Genomic DNA, 17,012 nt, shown 5'->3' on the forward strand with positions numbered 1-17,012 from the left:
CGCCGTGCGGGCGCGTCAGAGGAACGGGTCGGGCACGAGGTCGTCGCCGTAGCCGAGCGCTGCAGCGATCCGGGGCGCCGCGGCGACCGCACGAGGAAGCCCGACGACGCCGACCATGCCGTCGAGCACGGCGACCATCTCGTGGAGCGTCACGCCGGCGGCGACCGCTTCGTCGACGGCCGACCGCATGGACGCGGCCGGAGCCGACGACGCGATCAGGGCGCCGATGCGGATCAGAGCGATGGTGCGTCCATCGAGCGCCTCCGACCAGGGCGCCTCCGAGCCGTCCGCGAGGGAGGCGTCGTCGACGCAGAACCGCCGGAGCCGTTCGACATCGTCCACGTGTTCTCCTCCACTGCAGCCCGACAACGTAGAGCCAGTGCACTACGGGGGAGGGCCGCGCGCACCATTCAGATCGCATGATCACTGCGCGGAGCGTCGCGAAGGCTCGCTGATGTGGTCGGGTCGACGCCTTCCGTAGGAGAACTGCGCTTCCACAGGACGTTGGAACGTTGCAACCTCCTGCGGAAGCGCGGTTGACCTGTTGGCAGGCGGGACGGGAGTGGATGCCGCCACCGCCGCGGACGGAGCCGGCAGGAACCGCAGGGTACTTTTGAACCTGGTTCACCAGCCGCGGACACAGGAGGGCGACGATGCCGGACCTCGACTCCGATCACGCGCGCGCGGCTGCGGCGCTCGGCACGATCGCGATCGTCGGCGATGGACGGATGGGGCGATCCCTCGTCGCTGCCCTGCGCAGAGCGGGCGCCGACGTGCGCGGGCCTCTCGGCCGGGCTGCCACGGCTCGCGACGCCGACCTCGTGCTGTTGGCGGTTCCGGATGCCGAGATCGGCGCCGCCGCCCACCACATCGCCCCCGGGCGGCTGGTGGGGCACCTCTCGGGTGCGACGACGCTCGAGCCACTCGCACCGCACGAGGCCCTCGGCATCCATCCCCTCATGACGGTCGCGAGTGAGGACGCCTCGTTCGCGGGCGTGCCGGCGGCCGTCGCGGGGTCATCGCCTCGGGCGCTCGAGGCCGCAGCGGCGCTCACGCAGGCACTCGGCATGACGCCGTTCCCGATCGACGACGCCGACCGTGCGGCGTATCACGCAGCGGCGTCGATCGCCTCGAACTTCCTCCTGACCCTCGAGGGCTTCGCGGAGGAGCTCGCCGCGACGGCAGGCGTTCCCCGGACGGCCTTCGCGCCGCTCGTGCGCGCCACGGTAGAGAACTGGCAGGCGCAGGGGGCGGCATCCGCCCTCACCGGTCCCATCGCACGCGGCGACGACGCGACGGTGGTGCGCCAGCGCGCGGCGGTGGCGGAACGGATGCCGCAGCGCCTCGCCCTCTTCGACGCCCTCGCCGCCGCGACCCGCGATCTCGCCGCGACGCGCACCGCCGCGACTTCGGCCGCGACCCGCGACGTCGCCGCCACCCGCGCATCACGCCCGACCGGCGCGATCGGCGTGCCCCCCACCGCCGCCACCGCTGCCGCCGGGGGCGGCCCGGCGCAGGAGGAGGGCTCGTGGTGATCGTCGTGCGCACCGTCGCCGACCTGAGATCCGCGCTGCGCGATCGGCGCGGCGGCCGCATCGGGCTCGTGCCGACCATGGGCGCCCTCCACGAGGGGCACCTGTCGCTCGTGGGCGCCGCGCGCGGCGACAACGACACGGTCGTGATGTCGATCTTCGTGAATCCGACGCAGTTCAACGAGCAGGCCGACCTCGCCGCCTATCCCCGCGCCGAGGAGAGCGACGTCGCGCTCGCCGCCGAGGCGGGCGTCGACGTGGTCTTCGCCCCCGATGCCGGCGAGATGTATCCCTCCGGCTTCGCCACGACCGTGAGCGTGACCGGCCCTGTGGCCGAGACGCTCGAGGGCGCGCAGCGCGGCCGGGCCCACTTCGACGGCGTCGCGACGGTCGTGACGAAGCTGCTGCTGGCCGCCCTCCCCGACGCCGCCTACTTCGGCGCCAAGGACGCGCAGCAGGTCGCGGTGCTCCGACGCCTGGTCGCAGATCTCGACGTGCCGGTCGAGCTCGTCGTGTGCCCGACGTCCCGCGACGACGACGGCCTGGCGCGTTCCAGCCGCAACGCGCGGCTGTCGCCCGACGAGCGCGCGCGGGCGCTGGCCATTCCCCGCGCACTGCGAGCTGTGACGGATGCCGCGGCCTCCGGCATCCGTGAATCAGGCGCGCTGCGCGACCGGGCGCTGGACGTGCTGGCCGAGGGGATGATCGCACTCGAGTACGTCGCGTTCGTCGACCCCGAGACGTTCGAGCCGGTCTCGCGGTTGGAGCGGCCGACGCTGGTCGCCGTCGCGGCCCGCGTGGGCACGACCCGGCTCATCGACAACGCTGTGATCGACAACGCTGTGATCGACAGCACCGTGATCGACGGAGGAGATGCGTGATGCGCCCGCAGGTGACGCTTCGGCGGCTGGAAGAGATGAAGGCCGGCCACGAGCCCATCGTCATGGTCACGGCCTACGACTACCCGACGGCGCGCGTCGCCGAGCGGGCCGAGGTCGACATGGTGCTCGTCGGCGACTCCGGCGCGCAGGTGGTGCTGGGCTACGGCTCGACCGTCGCGGTCTCGGTCGACGAGATGCTCGTGCTCGCCCGTGCCGTCCGCCGCGGCGTGCAGTCGGCGTTCGTCGTCTGCGACCTGCCGTTCGGCTCGACCGAGGTGTCGGACGAGCAGGCCGTCGAGACCGCGGTGCGGTTCGTCCGCGAGGCGGGCGCCGACGCCGTGAAGCTCGAGGGCGGCGGCGAGACGCGACTGAGCCGCATCCGCGCGATCGCGGGGGCCGGCATCGCCGTCGTCGCGCACGTGGGCCTGACGCCGCAGACCGCGGTCGCACTCGGCGGCATGCGCGCGCAGGGCCGCACGGCCGACTCCGCCGCGCGGTTCGCGCGCGAGGCCGTCGCGGTGCAGGAGGCCGGCGCCAGCGTGCTCGTCATCGAGGCGGTGCCGGCCGAGGTCGTCGACGTCGTGCTGCCGGCGCTCGACATTCCCGTGATCGGCATCGGCGCCGGTCGGGCCGACGGCCAGGTGCTGGTGATGCACGACCTCCTCGGCATCACCGAGGGCAGGACGGCGGCCTTCGTCAAGCGCTTCGCGGCCGTGGGCGACGAGATGGTCGGCGGCGTCGCGGCGTACGCGGCGGAGGTCCGCAGCGGCGCATTCCCCGGTGCCGAGCACGCCTACAGCGCGAACGAGGCCGCGGTCACGGCAGCCCGCGAAGCGCTCCCGCAGCACGGCGGCTGAGCGGCCGCCGAGCCGACCGGGACTCGATCGCAGGCGACCTCGCCCCTACGCGATCCGAGCGAGATCGGGGGAGGTGACCTCGTCCGAGAGCTCGCCGGTGCGGACGAATCGCTCGACTTCGGCGACCACGTGGTGTCCGATGCGCCGCAGCTCGTTGCCGATCGACCCCGCGATGTGCGGCGTGAGCGTCGCGCCCGGAAGGGAGAAGAGCGGATGCCCCGGGGGGAGCGGCTCCGGATCCGTCACGTCGAGCACGGCTCGAAGCCGGTCGGCGCGGAGCTCGTCGACGAGGGCGTCGGTGTCGACGAGCGAGCCGCGCGCCGTGTTGATGAGGGTGGCTCCGTCGGCCATCAGGGCGAGCTCGTCCCGCCCGATCATGCGATAGGTCTCGGGCAGTGCCGGGGCGTGGATCGTGACGACTTGTGAGCGCGTGAGGAGCTCCGGCAGCGTGACGAGCTCGGCACCGAGCCCGGCGGCCTCGACGCCGGACAGCGACGGATCGACGAGCAGGCATTCGATGTCGAACGGCTGGAGCAGGTCCAGCACCCGCCTGCCGATCCTCGATGCCCCGATCACCCCCACGGTGATGTCGAACGCGCCGATGTCGCCGCGCGGTCGAGCAGCGAGCATGTCCTGAGTCCGCTGGAAGTCGTATGCCGAGCGGAGCACGTCACTCGCGCTGAGCAGGATGGTCGCGAGGGTGTACTCCGCGACGGGCACGGCGTTCGCGCCTGCGGCGCTCGAGACGCGGATGCCGCGTTCCCACACGGCGGGGGTCACGAGGCGCTTCACCGATCCCGCGGCGTGGACCACCGCCCGCAGGCGCGGCCAGTGCGTGAGCATCGTCTCGTCCAGCCGGGGAGCGCCCCAGCCGGTGATGAGGATCTCGGTGTCGGCGGTCGACGCCGGGACGGAGAGCAGATCGGGAGTCAGCACGGACTCGTGCACGGCGACGATGCGGTCGAGATCGCGGCGCGCGCGAATGCCGAAGAGGTCTGCCGCGAGCTGGGGCGACTCCATCGCGAGCAGCGCCTTCGGGCGCGCCTCCGGGTTCACGCACGCACCCCGTCGGCCGGTACGACGTCGACGGCGCCGTCGCTCCAGCGCACCGTGATGCGACCCGCCGCCACGTCGATCTGTGGCGGCGTCTCCAGATCGAGGGTGCTCATCGTCCCGAGCGCCACGAGTGCTGCGACGACCTCGCCTTCGGCGGCGGGCACGGTGCCCCGGGCCCAGGGCGTGACCGAGCCCGCCCCGAACGGGTCGCCGCCGGTCCGGTGGGTGAGGCCCTGCCGCTCGAGGCCCCGTACGCCGATGACCGCCGACGCCACGCCGTCGTCCCGGATCGCCGTGGAAGCATCCGGCGCCTGCCATCGCCCGTCGTGCACCGGCAGCGCCCAGCCGCCGATGCGGAACGACCAGGGTCCTTCGGCTTCGGGCCACACCGCGTCGAGGTCGTCGATCGCCGTCGGCTGGGGGTCCGACGCCACGGCGTTCCACCATGCCAGCCTGAGCTCCCGGACGCCGTGCACGACGGACGCGACGGTGACACGCGGACCGCGTCGCAGGGCTGCCCACCCCGCCACGTCGGCGACCGCACCGGCCGTGGCGGCGCCCGCACCCGCGGTGGCGGGGGTGTCCAGCCAGTGCACCCGCGAGCGCGAGACCGCGACGCGGTCGCCCAGGTGCACCCGCTGGATGCGGTCGCGGTGGGAGGGCGACCCGGCGGCGTCGAGGAGTGCGACGTGGGATTCGAGCGGCTCGGCGATGCCTTCCAGCGAGAGGTCGGGAGAGGTCGCCGTCGAGTAGCCCAGCCGGTGGTAGAGGGGGTTGTCGGCGCGAACTCCGCCCCCGGGGCCACGGAACCCGTCGGAGCCGTGGTTGAGCACGCGCGCGATCCCATCGGCCTCCGAGCGGACCACCAGCCAGCCGGGCGCCGTGAAGGAGCGAAGGCGCACCGACTCGGTGGAAGCCGGAGCCTCTGGCGCGGCCGACCACTCGGGGTGCCGTTCCGGCAGGAGGAGGCCCATCATCCCCTTGCTCGCCCAGTACGTCGACGACGAGCCCGTGTACGCCTGGCGCAGCGGCCGGAACTCCCGGTGCCAGCCGATCGAGAGCAACCCGCGCTCGTCGATGGCGCCGCCTTCCACGAAGTGGTCGAGAACCGCGTCGGCGAGGGCCCGGGTGGTGCCCGTCGGCAGCGGCGTCTCTCCGGCGATCGTGCCGGCCCAGAACGGGGCGAGCGTCGCGAACCGGTAGGTCAGGGAACGGCCCTGGAAGAGGGGCGCCCCGGCCCCTCCGACGAGGTCTCGCGCCTGGTCGAGGAACGCGCGCAGGCGCTCGCGGTGGACCTGGGGCAGGTCCGCACCGAGGATGCGCGCCTGGAAGAGCGGGTACACGTGCCACGCCCAGCCCGCGTAGTGGTCGAAGTTCTGCTGGGAGCCGTCTGGTCCGGCGCCGTCGGAGTACCAGCCGTCGCCGCGGTACAGGGATTCCTGGATCTCGGTGTTGCGATCCAGATCGTCCTGGCGCCATGGTCCTCCCACCGACTGCAGGAAGGTCTCGATGACGGTCTGGAACCACGTCCAGTTGTTCGTGTAGCCGCTGGTGCCCACGACGCCGGCCAGCCAGTCCACCGTGCGCTCCTGCACCGCCGGATCCAGCTGCTCCCACAGCCACGGCCGCGTCTCCGAGAGAAGGATCGCGACGGACGCCGCCTCGGGCACCGCCTGCCGCCGCTCCGCGATGGTCGGCCAGCGCTCCGCGTGCGACGGGTCGGTTCCGGCCGCCAGACCGCGGGCGTAGCGCTCGATCAGGTGCGCGGGGTCGTCGCCGTCCGCGCCGCGGATGCGGAAGGCGGCCAGCAGGCCGGTGCGAGCGAACCCCTCGAGCCCGTCGCTCCAGCGCCCGGAGGCGCTGGCCGGACCGGGAAGCACGATGAGCGAGCCGCTCGGGGACGCGTACGGGGCGACGCTCTCGAGCAGTCGGTCCGCGAGAGCCTCCCAGCGACCTCGCCCTGTCGTCGTCGCCACTTCGGGTTCCCCGTACGTCATCGTCACCCGTCGATCGTGCATTACGCTCCTGTAGCCATCGGCCCTTTCGGACAATTCCGATCAGCATCGGCCAAGTCGAACAGACTGCGACGGACGGACTTCGCACCATGACGGGACACAACTCGCTGCCGAGGACACGCCACGAGCATCTGCTGCGGCAGGTGGCTCTGCACGGCAGCGTGAGCGCTGCCGACGTCGCCGCAGAGCTCGGCGTCTCACAGGTCACGGTGCGTCGCGACATCGTGGAGCTGGAGAAGTCGGGCAAGCTCGCCCGCGTCCACGGCGGGGCGATCGCCGTCGGCGCCCCGGCGATCCCGCAGGCCGCTCGCACGAATGTCGGCGTGGTGGTCCCTGGTTCCGTCAGTCACTATCCCCAGATCGTGCGCGGAATGGATGCCGCGTCCCACGGCGTCCGGACGCGCGTGGTGCTTGCCACGTCGCAGTACCGGGAGGATCTCGAGCAACGGCAGGTCGAGCGACTGATCGAGATCGGCGTCGTCGGTATCGTCTTCGCGCCGACCATGCGCAATCGCACCGAGGCCGAGCTGGCGGAGTGGGTGAGCGCCATTCCCGTGCCGGTCGTGTTCCTGGAGCGGCGGCTGGAATCCACCTCCCTCGCCGTCTACGACAGCGCCCGCACCGACCACGAGCGCGGCGCCGAGCTGGCCGTGGAGCACCTCGCGCGGCTGGGTCACGCGGCGGTGGGCCTGGCACTCTTCGATCGCACGCCCACCGCACCGCTGGTGCGCGAGGGATATCGCGCCGCCGTGGCGCGGCTCGGGCTCGACGAGGCGCCCTCAGTGGCCCTGCCCAAGGGAGAGGGCGACGGCGATCCGCTCGACGCCGCGCTCGTGGCGTTCCTCGAGGCCTGTCGCACGGCGGGGACGACAGCGGCGCTCGTGCACACCGACGTCCACGCCGCCCGGCTGGTGGAGCTGGCGATGGATCGCGGCATCGGGGTGCCCGACGACCTCGCCGTCGTCGCCTTCGACGATGACACCGCGGGACTCGCGATGGTTCCCCTCACCAGCGTGACGCCGCCGGGACGCGATCTCGGCCACGAGGCGATGCGGATCCTGACCGAGCGGATCGCGGCACCCGACAGGGCCGCGAGTGCCGCCCGGCACATCACGATGCTGCCGCGCCTGACCGTGCGCGAATCGTGCGGAGCGAGTGTCTGATCGGTTTTGTCCGCTTGGGCACGACCGGTCGCCACGCCGACCTACATTGTCTCTGCACAGCCCCCGGTGCACGTCCCCGGGTGGCCGACGAGAGGCAACGAGCAAGGAGGCTCCGATGACAACCCGAGCAATCACCAGTGCCGCCAGGTCCACGGCACGGCGAGGCGCGCTCACCGCGGGGGCCCTCCTCGCGGTCGGCAGCCTCGCGATCCTCACCGGGTGCTCCGGCGGAGGCGCCGAGCCGGCGGCTTCGGCGGATCCGGACGAGAAGGTCACCCTCAACTTCGCATGGTGGGGTGACGCGAGCCGCGCGGAGCGGTACGAGGCAGCGATCGACCTCTTCGAGGAGCAGAACCCCAACATCACCATCCAGACCAGCTTCGCGAGCTTCGGCGACTACTGGACGGCGCGCAACACCGAGGCTGCGAGCCGCACCCTTCCCGATGTGTTCCAGATGGACCTCGCCTATCTCGCCGAGTACGGCGGGTTCGGCCATGTGCTGCCCCTCGACGAGTATCTCGGCGACACCATCGCGACCGACGCCATCGAGCCGTCGCTCGTCGAGGCGGGCGCGGTCGACGACCAGATCTTCGGCCTCGCATCCTCGAGCAGCACTCTCGCGACGCTTTTCAACGGCCCACTGCTCGAGCAGCTGGGCGTGGAGGTGCCCGAGGGGCCGCTGACGTGGGACGAGTACGACGACCTCCTGGCGGAGGTATCCGCCGCCGGCGCCTCGGGCGACCCGGTGGTGTACGGGTCGCTGGACTACACCCAGTACTTCTGGCTGTTCCAGATCTGGCTCGGACAGCAGGGTCTGTCGTTCATCGAAGACGGCGAGCTCGGCTTCGAGCAGGCCGACCTGGCCGATTGGTGGTCGCGCAGCGCCACGATCCAGGACTCGGGCGGCGCGATGCCGGCCGAGCGGCAGGCGCAGTTCGAGGGCGTCGACGCACTGGGTGCCGCCGAGATCGCGAGCGACATCAGCTGGGCGAACTTCCTTCCCCGCTTCAGCGAGGGCCCGGCGGCGCCGGAGCTGTCGCTCGCGATGCCGCCGTACGACGACGAGGACAACACGGGCATGTTCCTCAAGCCGGGCCTCATGCTGTCCATCGGCACCAACAGCGAGCATCCTGCACAGGCGGCCGCTTTCATCGACTTCCTGGTGAACGATCCCGATGTCGGCGCGATCTTCGGCATGTCGCGTGGCGTGCCGGCCTCAGCCACGGCGGCCGAGGGCATCGAGGCGAGCGGGCTGGACGAGCAGATCCTCGCGTACCAGGAGTCGGTGGCCGACAAGCTCGACGGTCAGGCGCCGCCCGCCGTTCAAGGGCTGGGCACTCTCGAGCAGACATTCGTGACGATCAGCCAGGACGTCGCCTACGGGGCGGCGACGCCCGCCGAAGCGGCTGAGCGCTGGTTCGCCGAGGCCGACAACGCACTGAAGTGACCGCGACGCTGGCGGCGTGCAGGGATGCACGCCGCCTGCGCCACCCGGGAGAGGCAACGTCATGACCGTCGACACACTCGCTCCACAGGCACCGCCGGAACAGCTGACACCCCCTCCGGCGCAACGCCGGCACCGACGCCGGTGGGCGGACATCCGCGCAGGATACGTCTTCCTCGCGCCCTGGCTCATCGGGTTCCTGCTGCTGACGGCGGGGCCGATGGTGGCGTCGCTGTACCTCGCCTTCACCGACTACAACCTGTTCAGCCCGCCCCAGTGGGTCGGCTTCGACAACTTCGTGCGGCTGTGGAGCGACCCCGACTACCTTCAGGCCTGGAAGGTCACTGCCGTCTACGTGCTCGTCGGCACGCCGCTCAAGCTCGCGGCTGCGCTCGGAGTCGCCCTGATCCTGAACGCGGCGTTCCGCGGCAGCGGCTTCTACCGGTCCGCGTTCTACCTTCCCTCGCTGGTGGGGGCATCCGTGTCGATCGCCGTCGTGTGGAAGGCCATGTTCATCGACGACGGGCCGGTCGACAGCATCCAGCAGTTCTTCGGATTCCCGGCCGGCGGGTGGGTCGGCGATCCTGACAAGACCATGCCGATGCTCATCCTGCTGGCCGTGTGGCAGTTCGGTGCGCCCATGGTGATCTTCCTCGCCGGACTCAAGCAGGTGCCCCATGAGCTCTATGAGGCCGCGTCGGTCGACGGGGCTGGACCGATCCGGAAGTTCGGGGCCATCACCATCCCGATGCTCTCGCCCGTCATCTTCTTCAACCTGCTGCTCGAGACGATCAACGCCTTCCAGGTGTTCGCCTCCGCCTTCATCATCTCGGGCGGAACGGGCGGTCCGGCCCGCTCGACGCTCTTCTACACCCTGTACCTCTACTTCCGCGGATTCCGCGATTTCCAGATGGGGTACGCATCGGCCATGGCCTGGGTCCTGGTGCTCGTGATCGCCTTCATCACGGTGATCTTCTTCCGCAGCTCCAAGCTCTGGGTCCACTACGCAGGAGATGAAGGACGATGAGCGCGACGCAGCTGCTCGTGACCGCCGATCGCGGCCGCCGCCGCTCCCGTGACCGCCGCCGGTGGACGCTCAAGGAGCTGGTGTTCCACGTCGTCGTGCTGGCGATCCTCGTCGTCATCCTGTACCCCGTGGCCTGGATGCTGCTGTCGACCTTCAAACCTTCGTCCCAGATCGTCGGCAACGCCGAGCTCCTGCCGCGCGAGGTCACGACGGAGAACTACGAGACAGCCCTCGGCGGGATCGGCGGCGTCTCGTTCTGGACCTTCTTCCAGAACTCGACGATCCTCGCCGTGCTGTCGGTGATCGGGGTCGTCCTGTCCTCCGCGCTGGCGGCGTACGCCTTCGCGCGGATCGACTTCCCGGGCCGCACGGCGTACTTCGGGATCATGATCGGCACGCTGCTCCTGCCGTTCCACGTCGTGATCATCCCGCAGTACATCATGTTCAACGCGTTCGGCATGGTGAACACGTTCACACCGCTCCTGCTCGGGAAGTTCCTCGCGACGGAGGCGTTCTTCGTCTTCCTCATGGTGCAGTTCATGAGGGGCCTCCCGCGCGAGCTCGACGAGGCGGCGCGCATCGACGGCGCCGGCCACTACCGCACCTTCTGGTCGATCATGCTGCCGCTGCTGAAGCCGGCGCTCGTGACGAGCGCGATCTTCACCTTCATCTGGACGTGGAACGACTTCTTCGGCCCGCTGCTGTATCTGAAGGACCCGGATCTCTACACGCTTCCGATCGCGCTGCGGCTCTTCGTCGATCAGAGCTCGTCCGCCGACTACGGCGGGCAGATGGCGATGGCGGTCCTGGCCCTGATCCCGGTCTTCCTGTTCTTCCTCATCTTCCAGCGCTATCTCGTCGACGGGGTCGCCACGCAGGGGCTGAAGGGCTGAGCCCGATGACCACCACCAGAACGGTCCCGGCCCCGGCCGGGCGTCGGACGGCGCCCGCCGGGGCGCGGCGCATCGCCCGGGCGATGTCGGGCCGCGGCCTCGCCCTCTTCTCCGAGACGATCGTCGTCAGCCTGGCGGTCGCGGTGCTCGCGATCCCCGCCGTCACGGCGCTCCCCGCCCTGGCCGCCGGTGCGGCGCACTTCCGGCGCCACGTCGAAGGGGAGGCGGACTCGCTGGCCGAGCTCGGACGCGACTTCCTCCGGGCGCTCCGGCGTGGCTGGCTGTGGGGTCTCGTCGCGGCAGCCGGGTTCGCGGCGATCTCGGTGACGCTCACCAGCCCGATGATCTCGGCGATGCCGGGTGGCGAGGCGTTCCGCTGGGCGTCGGGTCTGCTCGGTGCGGGCGGTGCGGTCGTCCTTCTGCGGGCAACGGCACGCTGGACGCCGTCCTCCTCGTGGAGCGCACTCATCCGCGACGCCGCCGGCGAGTCCGCGCGCGACTTCACCGGCTCGGCGCTGCTGCTGCTCGCTCTCGCGCTCACGGGGGTCGTCGTCTGGATGTTCGCGCCGCTCGTCGTGCTCGTGCCCGGAATGCTCGTCCTCGCGGCCCGTGCGGTCGTCGCCCGTTCCCACTGACGACCGGCCGGCGCCGGCGGCAGCTGAAGTGCCTCTCGGGGATGTCGCGCGCTCAGCCGACGTTGTCCCCATCGTCCGGCCGTCGCCGCATGGGGGACCGGGATGCCGCATCCGCCGGCGGGCGAGGATCGGCCGCGCGCCCGCTCGCCGTGCTGTCGTGACCGGTTTTGTCCGATTGATCAGCACAGCCGACGTGCGCGCTTAGTTTCGGTGTCGGTCGGGGCCAGCGACGGCTCCGCGGATTCATCGAGGAGTCATCGCCATGGACATCAGTCGTCGAACACTGCTGCAGTCGACGGTCGCCGCAGGGGTCGCCGCGGCATTCGCAACGGGATCGCCGGCCGCCGCCGGCGCCGCACCCGTCGTGCGCGGCGCGTTCGGTCAGCCCGTCGCTCAGGCGCTCACCGGACACGGCCCGATCCCGCTCCGCTGGCTGGAGGGCGGAACGCCCGCCCAGCTCGTGGCGGGCACGACGTGGGGCGTGCCGTGGCCGCGCGGCGCGCTCAGCCCGGATCAGGCCTTCGCCCTGGTCTCCCAGACCGGCGAGTCCGTGCCCGTCCAGAGCTGGCCGACGGGCTGGTGGCCCGACGGGTCGGTGAAGTGGACCGCTCACGCGGTCAGCGGTGCCTCCGGCCGTGCCTCCGGCTACACCCTGCAGCCGGGCACGCCCGCGGCGCCGGCATCCGCGATCTCGGTCGACGAGAACCCGGGCCGGGTGATCGTGGACACGGGCGTCGTGCGCGTCGAGTTCCCGAAGAAGGGGCCGAACCTCATTTCGGCGATCCGCCGTGGTGACACGGTCATCGCTCAGGACGGGCGTCTGGTGGCCTCCCGCCAGGACAGCCCCGACACCGACGGTGCGGAGAAGATCGCCCGCGAGTGGTTCAAGAGCGAGGTGTCCGAGGTCAAGGTCGAGCAGTCGGGCCCGGTGCGGGCGGTGGTGCGGGTCACCGGCAGCCACCGCAAGGGGAACCGCAGCTGGCTGCCGTTCGACGTCCGCTTCTATCTCTACGCGGGGTCGGACGGGGTCCGCGTCGTGCACAGCTTCGTCTTCGACGGCGACGAGAACGCCGACTTCATCACCGGCCTCGGCTTCCGCTTCTCGGTGCCGCTGGCGGCGCAGCTTCACGATCGGCACATCCGGTTCGCGGGCGAAGGCGCCGGTGTCCTCGGCGAGGCGGTCCGTGGCATCACCGGCCTTCGGCGGGACCCGGGCGCAGCCGCGCGGGACGCGCAGATCGCCGGCACGTGGACGCCGGATCCGGCGACCTGGGACCAGCGCGTCACGTCGCGACTGCAGTGGATCCCCGCCTGGGGCGACTACAGCCTCAGCCAGCTGACGGCGCACGGCTTCGAGATCCGCAAGCGCACCTCGGCGGGGCACTCCTGGATCCGCGTCGACTCCGGGAAGCGGGCCCGCGGCCTCGCGTATGTCGGCAGTCCCGCCGGCGGCCTGGCGTTCGGCATGCGCAACTTCTGGCAGCTCCACCCCACGGAGCTCGAGATCTCGGGCGCGGGCACCGACCTCGCGACGGCGACGACCTGGATGTGGTCGCCGAAGGCGGACGCGATGGACCTGCGGTTCTACCACGACGGCATGGGGCAGGACACGTATCCCGAGCAGCTCGACGCCCTCGAGATCACGTACGAGGACTACGAACCCGGCTTCGGATCGCCGTACGGCACAGCGCGCACGAGCGAGTTGAGCTTCTGGGCGCTGGGCGCGACCCCGACGGCCGCCGACTTCACGGCGCTCGCCGACGCCAACGCCACGCCGCCGCTGCTGGTGAGCTCTCCCGAGCACAACCACTCCGCGGGCGTGTTCGGTGCCTGGGCCCCGGTCGACCGGTCGAACCTCGCGAAGATCGCGGTCGAGGACAAGCTCGCCTTCATGCATCAGCACTACGTCCAGCAGGTCGACCAGCGCTCCTGGTACGGGTTCTGGGACTACGGCGACGTCATCCACGAGTACGACCGCGACCGGCACGTCTGGCGGTACGACATCGGCGGGTACGCCTGGGACAACTCCGAGCTGAGCACCGACATGTGGCTCTGGTACCACTACCTGCGGACGGGGGATGCGACGGCGTTCCGCTTCGCCGAGGCGATGACCCGGCACACCGGCGAAGTCGACGTGTACCACCTCGGCAAGTACCGCGACCTCGGCACCCGGCACGGCATCATGCACTGGGGAGACAGCGCGAAGCAGCAGCGGATCAGCAACGCCGGTTACCGCCGCTTCTACTACTTCCTCACCGCCGACGAGCGCGTCGGCGACCTCATGCGCGACCTCGTGGACGCCGACAAGACCTTCATGGTGCTCGACCCCACCCGGAAGATCCGCACGGACGTGTACGACCCGCAGCCCGACGCCCTCGCGGTGGGCACCACGACCGACTGGGGTGCTCTCGCGCTGGCGTGGCTCGCGGAATGGGAGCGCAACGGCGACCCGGTCGCGCAGACGAAGCTGATCAACGGGGCGAAGACGATCGCGGCCCTTCCGAACGGGTGGGCCCAGGGTGGCAGCATCCGGTACGACCTGGCCGACGGCACGTTCACCGGACCGAGCGAGCAGAGCGTCTCGGTGGGCTCGCTCGGCTCGGTCTTCGGTCTGATCGAGCTCATGACCGAGCTCATCGAGCTGATCGACGACCCGGAGGTGACCGAGCAGTGGGTGACCTTCTGCCGCCTCTACAACGGCACGTCCGCGGAGCAGCGCGAGGCCACCGGCGCCTCGTGGGGGAGTCAGAACCTGCGCCAGGCGTATTCGCGGGCGACGGCGTATGCGGCGCACCAGCTCGGCGACGTCACGCTCGCCCAGCGCGCGTGGCGCGAGTTCCGCACCGGGCACGCCGGCTACCCCGAGAGCCTGGCGTTCACGGCGACGCACATCGACGGGCCCGCCGTGCTCAACCCGGTCGACGAGGCGCCGTTCAGCACCAACGCCAGCGCCCAGTACGGCCTGGCGGCGATCCAGAACCTCGCCCTCGTCGGCGACCACATCTGAGGGGGAGCGACCATGCTCGCGAACATCAGCGGAATGCATCTGATCCTGCTGCTCGTCGTCATCCTGCTGATCTTCGGGGCGGCGCGGCTTCCGGCGCTCGCCAAGGGCGTCGGTCAGTCGGTGCGCATCTTGAAGACCGAGACGAAGGAAGTGACCGACTCGTCGTCGGACGAGACCGCTCGCCGGGAGGGGTGACGGTGGGGGGACGGATGCCGCGGGCCGCGGCATCCTGGATCCCCATCCCCGACTCGCGAGAGGGCAGGTCTCCCCACGCAACCTGTGCGGAGATTTGCCCTCTCGGTGTTCCTTCAACCCTCGGCTTGGGATTGTCGAAGCGCATAACTTCCGGATGGAGGTTTCTGCTACTCTGACTGCGGGCAGAAATCGGATGCCCCGCTTCGCGTACGAAAGGAAGGTCGACGTGGCCCTGCCAGAAGCCTCGGTTCAGCTCTACACACTCGCTGCGGAGTTCACCGCAGACATGAAGGGATCGCTCGACAAGCTCGCCGCGATCGGACTGCGCAACGTCGAGGCGTTCGACTTCGTGCGTCGCCCCGACGAGATCCGGGCCGCGCTCGACGCCTCCGGACTCGTCTCGCCCACGGGCCACGCGCCGCTGCTCTCGGATGAGCTCTGGACGCCCGACGGCTCGATCCCCACGCCCGCCCCCGAGGTCGTCTTCGAGGCAGCCGCGAAGGTCGGCCTGAAGACCGTCATCGACCCGTTCGTCACGCCCGAGCGCTGGTTCACGCTCGAGGGCGTCACCGACATCGCCGACCGCCTGAACGCTCTCGCCGACACCGCGGCCGGGTTCGGCCTGCAGGTCGGCTACCACAACCACGCTCAGGAGTTCGTGGCGGACTTCGACGGCCAGACCGCGTACGAGCGCTTCGTCTCGCTCACGGACGAGCGCGTCGCGCTCGAGCTCGACCTGTACTGGGCGCTCGTCGGCGGACAGGATGTCGTCGGGCTCGTCTCGCGCCTGGGCGACCGCCTCGTGGCGGTGCACGTCAAGGACGGCATCGCGCCCGAGACCAACCCGTTCGCTCCCGGTGCCGAGTCGTTCGGCTCCCAGACTCTCGACCAGCGTCACGCCGGCACCGGCGACGTGCCCCTCGCGGACGCCCTGCGCGCGGCATCCGCTCTCCAGTACGCCGTGATCGAGTACGACAACGCTCCGGGCGACGTCTTCGCCGACATCGCGGCCAGCTACTCGTTCCTCATCGAAGGCGGTTTCGCCCGATGAGCGCGGTGGGAGTAGGCATCATCGGCGTCGGTGTCATCAGCGACACCTACCTCGCCAACCTGTCGTCGTTCCCCGACGTCGAGGTGCTGATCGTCGGCGACCTGCTGCTCGACCGCGCAGAGGCGCAGGCCGAGAAGTACGGCGTGCCGGCCTTCGGCTCCGCCGAGGACGTCCTCGCCCACCCAGGCGTCGACCTCGTCGTGAACCTCACCATCCCCGCCGTCCACGTCGAGGTCTCGCGCGCGGCGATCGCCGCGGGCAAGCACGTGTGGACCGAGAAGCCGCTGGGCCTGGACCGCGAGGGCGCCGCCGAGCTGCTCCGCGAGGCCGAGGCGGCAGGACTGCGCGTCGGCTCTGCCCCCGACACGCTGCTCGGCCCGGGGTTCCAGGCTGCGCGACGCGCGATCGAGAGCGGCCTGATCGGCCGTCCGCTGTTCGCGCTCACGACGTTCCAGACGCAGGGACCCGACCTGTGGCACCCGAGCCCGGCGTTCCTGTTCGCCAACGGCGCGGGACCGCTGCTCGACATGGGGCCGTACTACTTCTCGGCGCTCGTGAGCCTGCTCGGCCCCGTCGACCGCGTCGCGGCCGTCGGCACGAAGGCGCTCGAAGAGCGGCAGATCCACACCGGCCCGAACGCGGGGACGACCTTCCCGGTCGAGGTGCCGTCGACGATCCAGATCGTCACGGCGTTCGAGCAGGGCGCGCAGGCGCAGAGCCTGCTGAGCTTCGACTCCGCGCTCGAGCGTCACGGCATCGTCGAGATCCACGGCACCGAGGGCACCATCGTGATCCCCGACCCGAACCAGTTCACGGGCCGCATCGCGTACGTCAAGCCGCTCGGCGTCATCCGCGACGGCATGTCGTTCGAGCAGGAGTGGGTCGAGATCGCGCACGAGGATGTCCAGGTGGGCCGTGGCCTCGGCGCGCTCGACATGGTGCGTGCGATCGCCGAAGGGCGCCCGCACGTGGCCTCCGGTGAACTCGGCTACCACGTGCTCGACATCCTCCTCTCGGCCCAGGAGGCGGCCGCCACCGGCACGACTGTCGTCGTCGAGAGCACCGTCGCGCCGGTGCCGCTTCTGCCCGAGGGCTTCGATCCCTTCGTCGCGACGCTCTGAGCACCGCTTCACCTGGACCGCGGGTCCGTCGGTCATCGCGCCGACGGGCCCGCGGTCTCGCTGTGTCGGCTGCCGAAGCCTCAGCGAGGCGAGCTGCCGGGGGCTCGGCGCGCCGATCTGCCGGGCGTCAGCCCG

At 71.0% G+C, this 17,012-nt stretch carries 15 protein-coding genes; 12 read left to right on the plus strand and 3 right to left on the minus strand.

What is annotated here, in order from left to right; genetic code table 11:
* Window positions 1-15: 15 nt before the first annotated feature.
* Window positions 16-342 carry a carboxymuconolactone decarboxylase family protein gene (locus tag ACI3KY_RS05315; RefSeq protein WP_404929163.1) on the minus strand — a complete coding sequence of 109 codons (327 nt, stop codon included), beginning with the start codon at window positions 340-342 and terminating at the stop codon, window positions 16-18.
* Window positions 343-653: 311 nt separating this feature from the next.
* Between ACI3KY_RS05315 and ACI3KY_RS05320 the strand changes: the two genes are divergently transcribed.
* Genes ACI3KY_RS05320 through panB form a run of 3 tightly spaced genes read left to right on the plus strand, consistent with a single transcriptional unit; the run spans window position 654 to window position 3,270 of the window.
* Window positions 654-1,535 carry a DUF2520 domain-containing protein gene (locus ACI3KY_RS05320; RefSeq protein ID WP_404929164.1) on the plus strand — a complete coding sequence of 294 codons (882 nt, stop codon included), beginning with the start codon at window positions 654-656 and terminating at the stop codon, window positions 1,533-1,535.
* Window positions 1,532-2,413, plus strand: a complete 882-nt coding sequence (gene panC, locus ACI3KY_RS05325) for a pantoate--beta-alanine ligase (RefSeq protein WP_404929232.1) — start codon at window positions 1,532-1,534, stop codon at window positions 2,411-2,413. The genes ACI3KY_RS05320 and panC overlap by 4 nt, the downstream gene beginning before the upstream one ends.
* Window positions 2,413-3,270, plus strand: a complete 858-nt coding sequence (gene panB / locus ACI3KY_RS05330) for a 3-methyl-2-oxobutanoate hydroxymethyltransferase (protein WP_404929165.1) — start codon at window positions 2,413-2,415, stop codon at window positions 3,268-3,270. The genes panC and panB overlap by 1 nt, the downstream gene beginning before the upstream one ends.
* Window positions 3,271-3,315: 45 nt before the next feature.
* Here panB and ACI3KY_RS05335 read toward each other — a convergent pair whose 3' ends face one another.
* Together ACI3KY_RS05335 and ACI3KY_RS05340 are read right to left on the minus strand one after the other, a co-directional pair.
* Window positions 3,316-4,326, minus strand: coding sequence for a hydroxyacid dehydrogenase (locus ACI3KY_RS05335; protein WP_404929166.1), 1,011 nt, complete (start codon window positions 4,324-4,326; stop codon window positions 3,316-3,318).
* Complete coding sequence (locus ACI3KY_RS05340) at window positions 4,323-6,323, minus strand: DUF2264 domain-containing protein (protein ID WP_404929233.1); 2,001 nt, start codon at window positions 6,321-6,323, stop codon at window positions 4,323-4,325. Before ACI3KY_RS05340 ends, ACI3KY_RS05335 begins: the two co-directional genes overlap by 4 nt.
* 107 nt (window positions 6,324-6,430) lie before the next feature.
* On the opposite strand from ACI3KY_RS05340, the gene ACI3KY_RS05345 reads away from it, so the two are divergent.
* The 9 genes from ACI3KY_RS05345 (at window position 6,431) to ACI3KY_RS05385 (ending at window position 16,877) form a co-directional block, all read left to right on the plus strand.
* A complete protein-coding gene (locus tag ACI3KY_RS05345) occupies window positions 6,431-7,504 on the plus strand; it encodes a LacI family DNA-binding transcriptional regulator (RefSeq protein ID WP_404929167.1) in 1,074 nt (357 codons plus the stop codon).
* Window positions 7,505-7,619: 115 nt separating this feature from the next.
* Window positions 7,620-8,951: an ABC transporter substrate-binding protein gene (locus tag ACI3KY_RS05350; RefSeq protein ID WP_404929168.1), complete on the plus strand. Its 1,332-nt coding sequence runs from the start codon at window positions 7,620-7,622 to the stop codon at window positions 8,949-8,951.
* Window positions 8,952-9,012: 61 nt separating this feature from the next.
* Complete coding sequence (locus ACI3KY_RS05355) at window positions 9,013-9,975, plus strand: carbohydrate ABC transporter permease (RefSeq protein ID WP_404929169.1); 963 nt, start codon at window positions 9,013-9,015, stop codon at window positions 9,973-9,975.
* Complete coding sequence (locus ACI3KY_RS05360; protein ID WP_404929170.1) at window positions 9,972-10,868, plus strand: carbohydrate ABC transporter permease; 897 nt, start codon at window positions 9,972-9,974, stop codon at window positions 10,866-10,868. The genes ACI3KY_RS05355 and ACI3KY_RS05360 overlap by 4 nt, the downstream gene beginning before the upstream one ends.
* 5 nt (window positions 10,869-10,873) lie before the next feature.
* Entirely contained in the window at window positions 10,874-11,503 is a 630-nt protein-coding gene (locus ACI3KY_RS05365) for a hypothetical protein (protein WP_404929171.1), read from the plus strand.
* Window positions 11,504-11,765: 262 nt separating this feature from the next.
* Window positions 11,766-14,510, plus strand: a complete 2,745-nt coding sequence (locus tag ACI3KY_RS05370; protein ID WP_404929172.1) for a Tat pathway signal sequence domain protein — start codon at window positions 11,766-11,768, stop codon at window positions 14,508-14,510.
* A gap of 12 nt (window positions 14,511-14,522) precedes the next feature.
* Window positions 14,523-14,705, plus strand: a complete 183-nt coding sequence (gene tatA, locus ACI3KY_RS05375) for a twin-arginine translocase TatA/TatE family subunit (RefSeq protein ID WP_404929173.1) — start codon at window positions 14,523-14,525, stop codon at window positions 14,703-14,705.
* 226 nt (window positions 14,706-14,931) lie between these two features.
* On the plus strand, window positions 14,932-15,756 hold the full coding sequence (locus ACI3KY_RS05380; protein WP_404929174.1) for a sugar phosphate isomerase/epimerase family protein: 825 nt from the start codon (window positions 14,932-14,934) through the stop codon (window positions 15,754-15,756).
* On the plus strand, window positions 15,753-16,877 hold the full coding sequence (locus tag ACI3KY_RS05385) for a Gfo/Idh/MocA family protein (protein WP_404929175.1): 1,125 nt from the start codon (window positions 15,753-15,755) through the stop codon (window positions 16,875-16,877). Before ACI3KY_RS05380 ends, ACI3KY_RS05385 begins: the two co-directional genes overlap by 4 nt.
* Window positions 16,878-17,012 lie beyond the last annotated feature (135 nt).

This window comes from Microbacterium sp. ZW T2_14 (assembly GCF_044987405.1).
GTDB lineage: Bacteria > Actinomycetota > Actinomycetes > Actinomycetales > Microbacteriaceae > Microbacterium.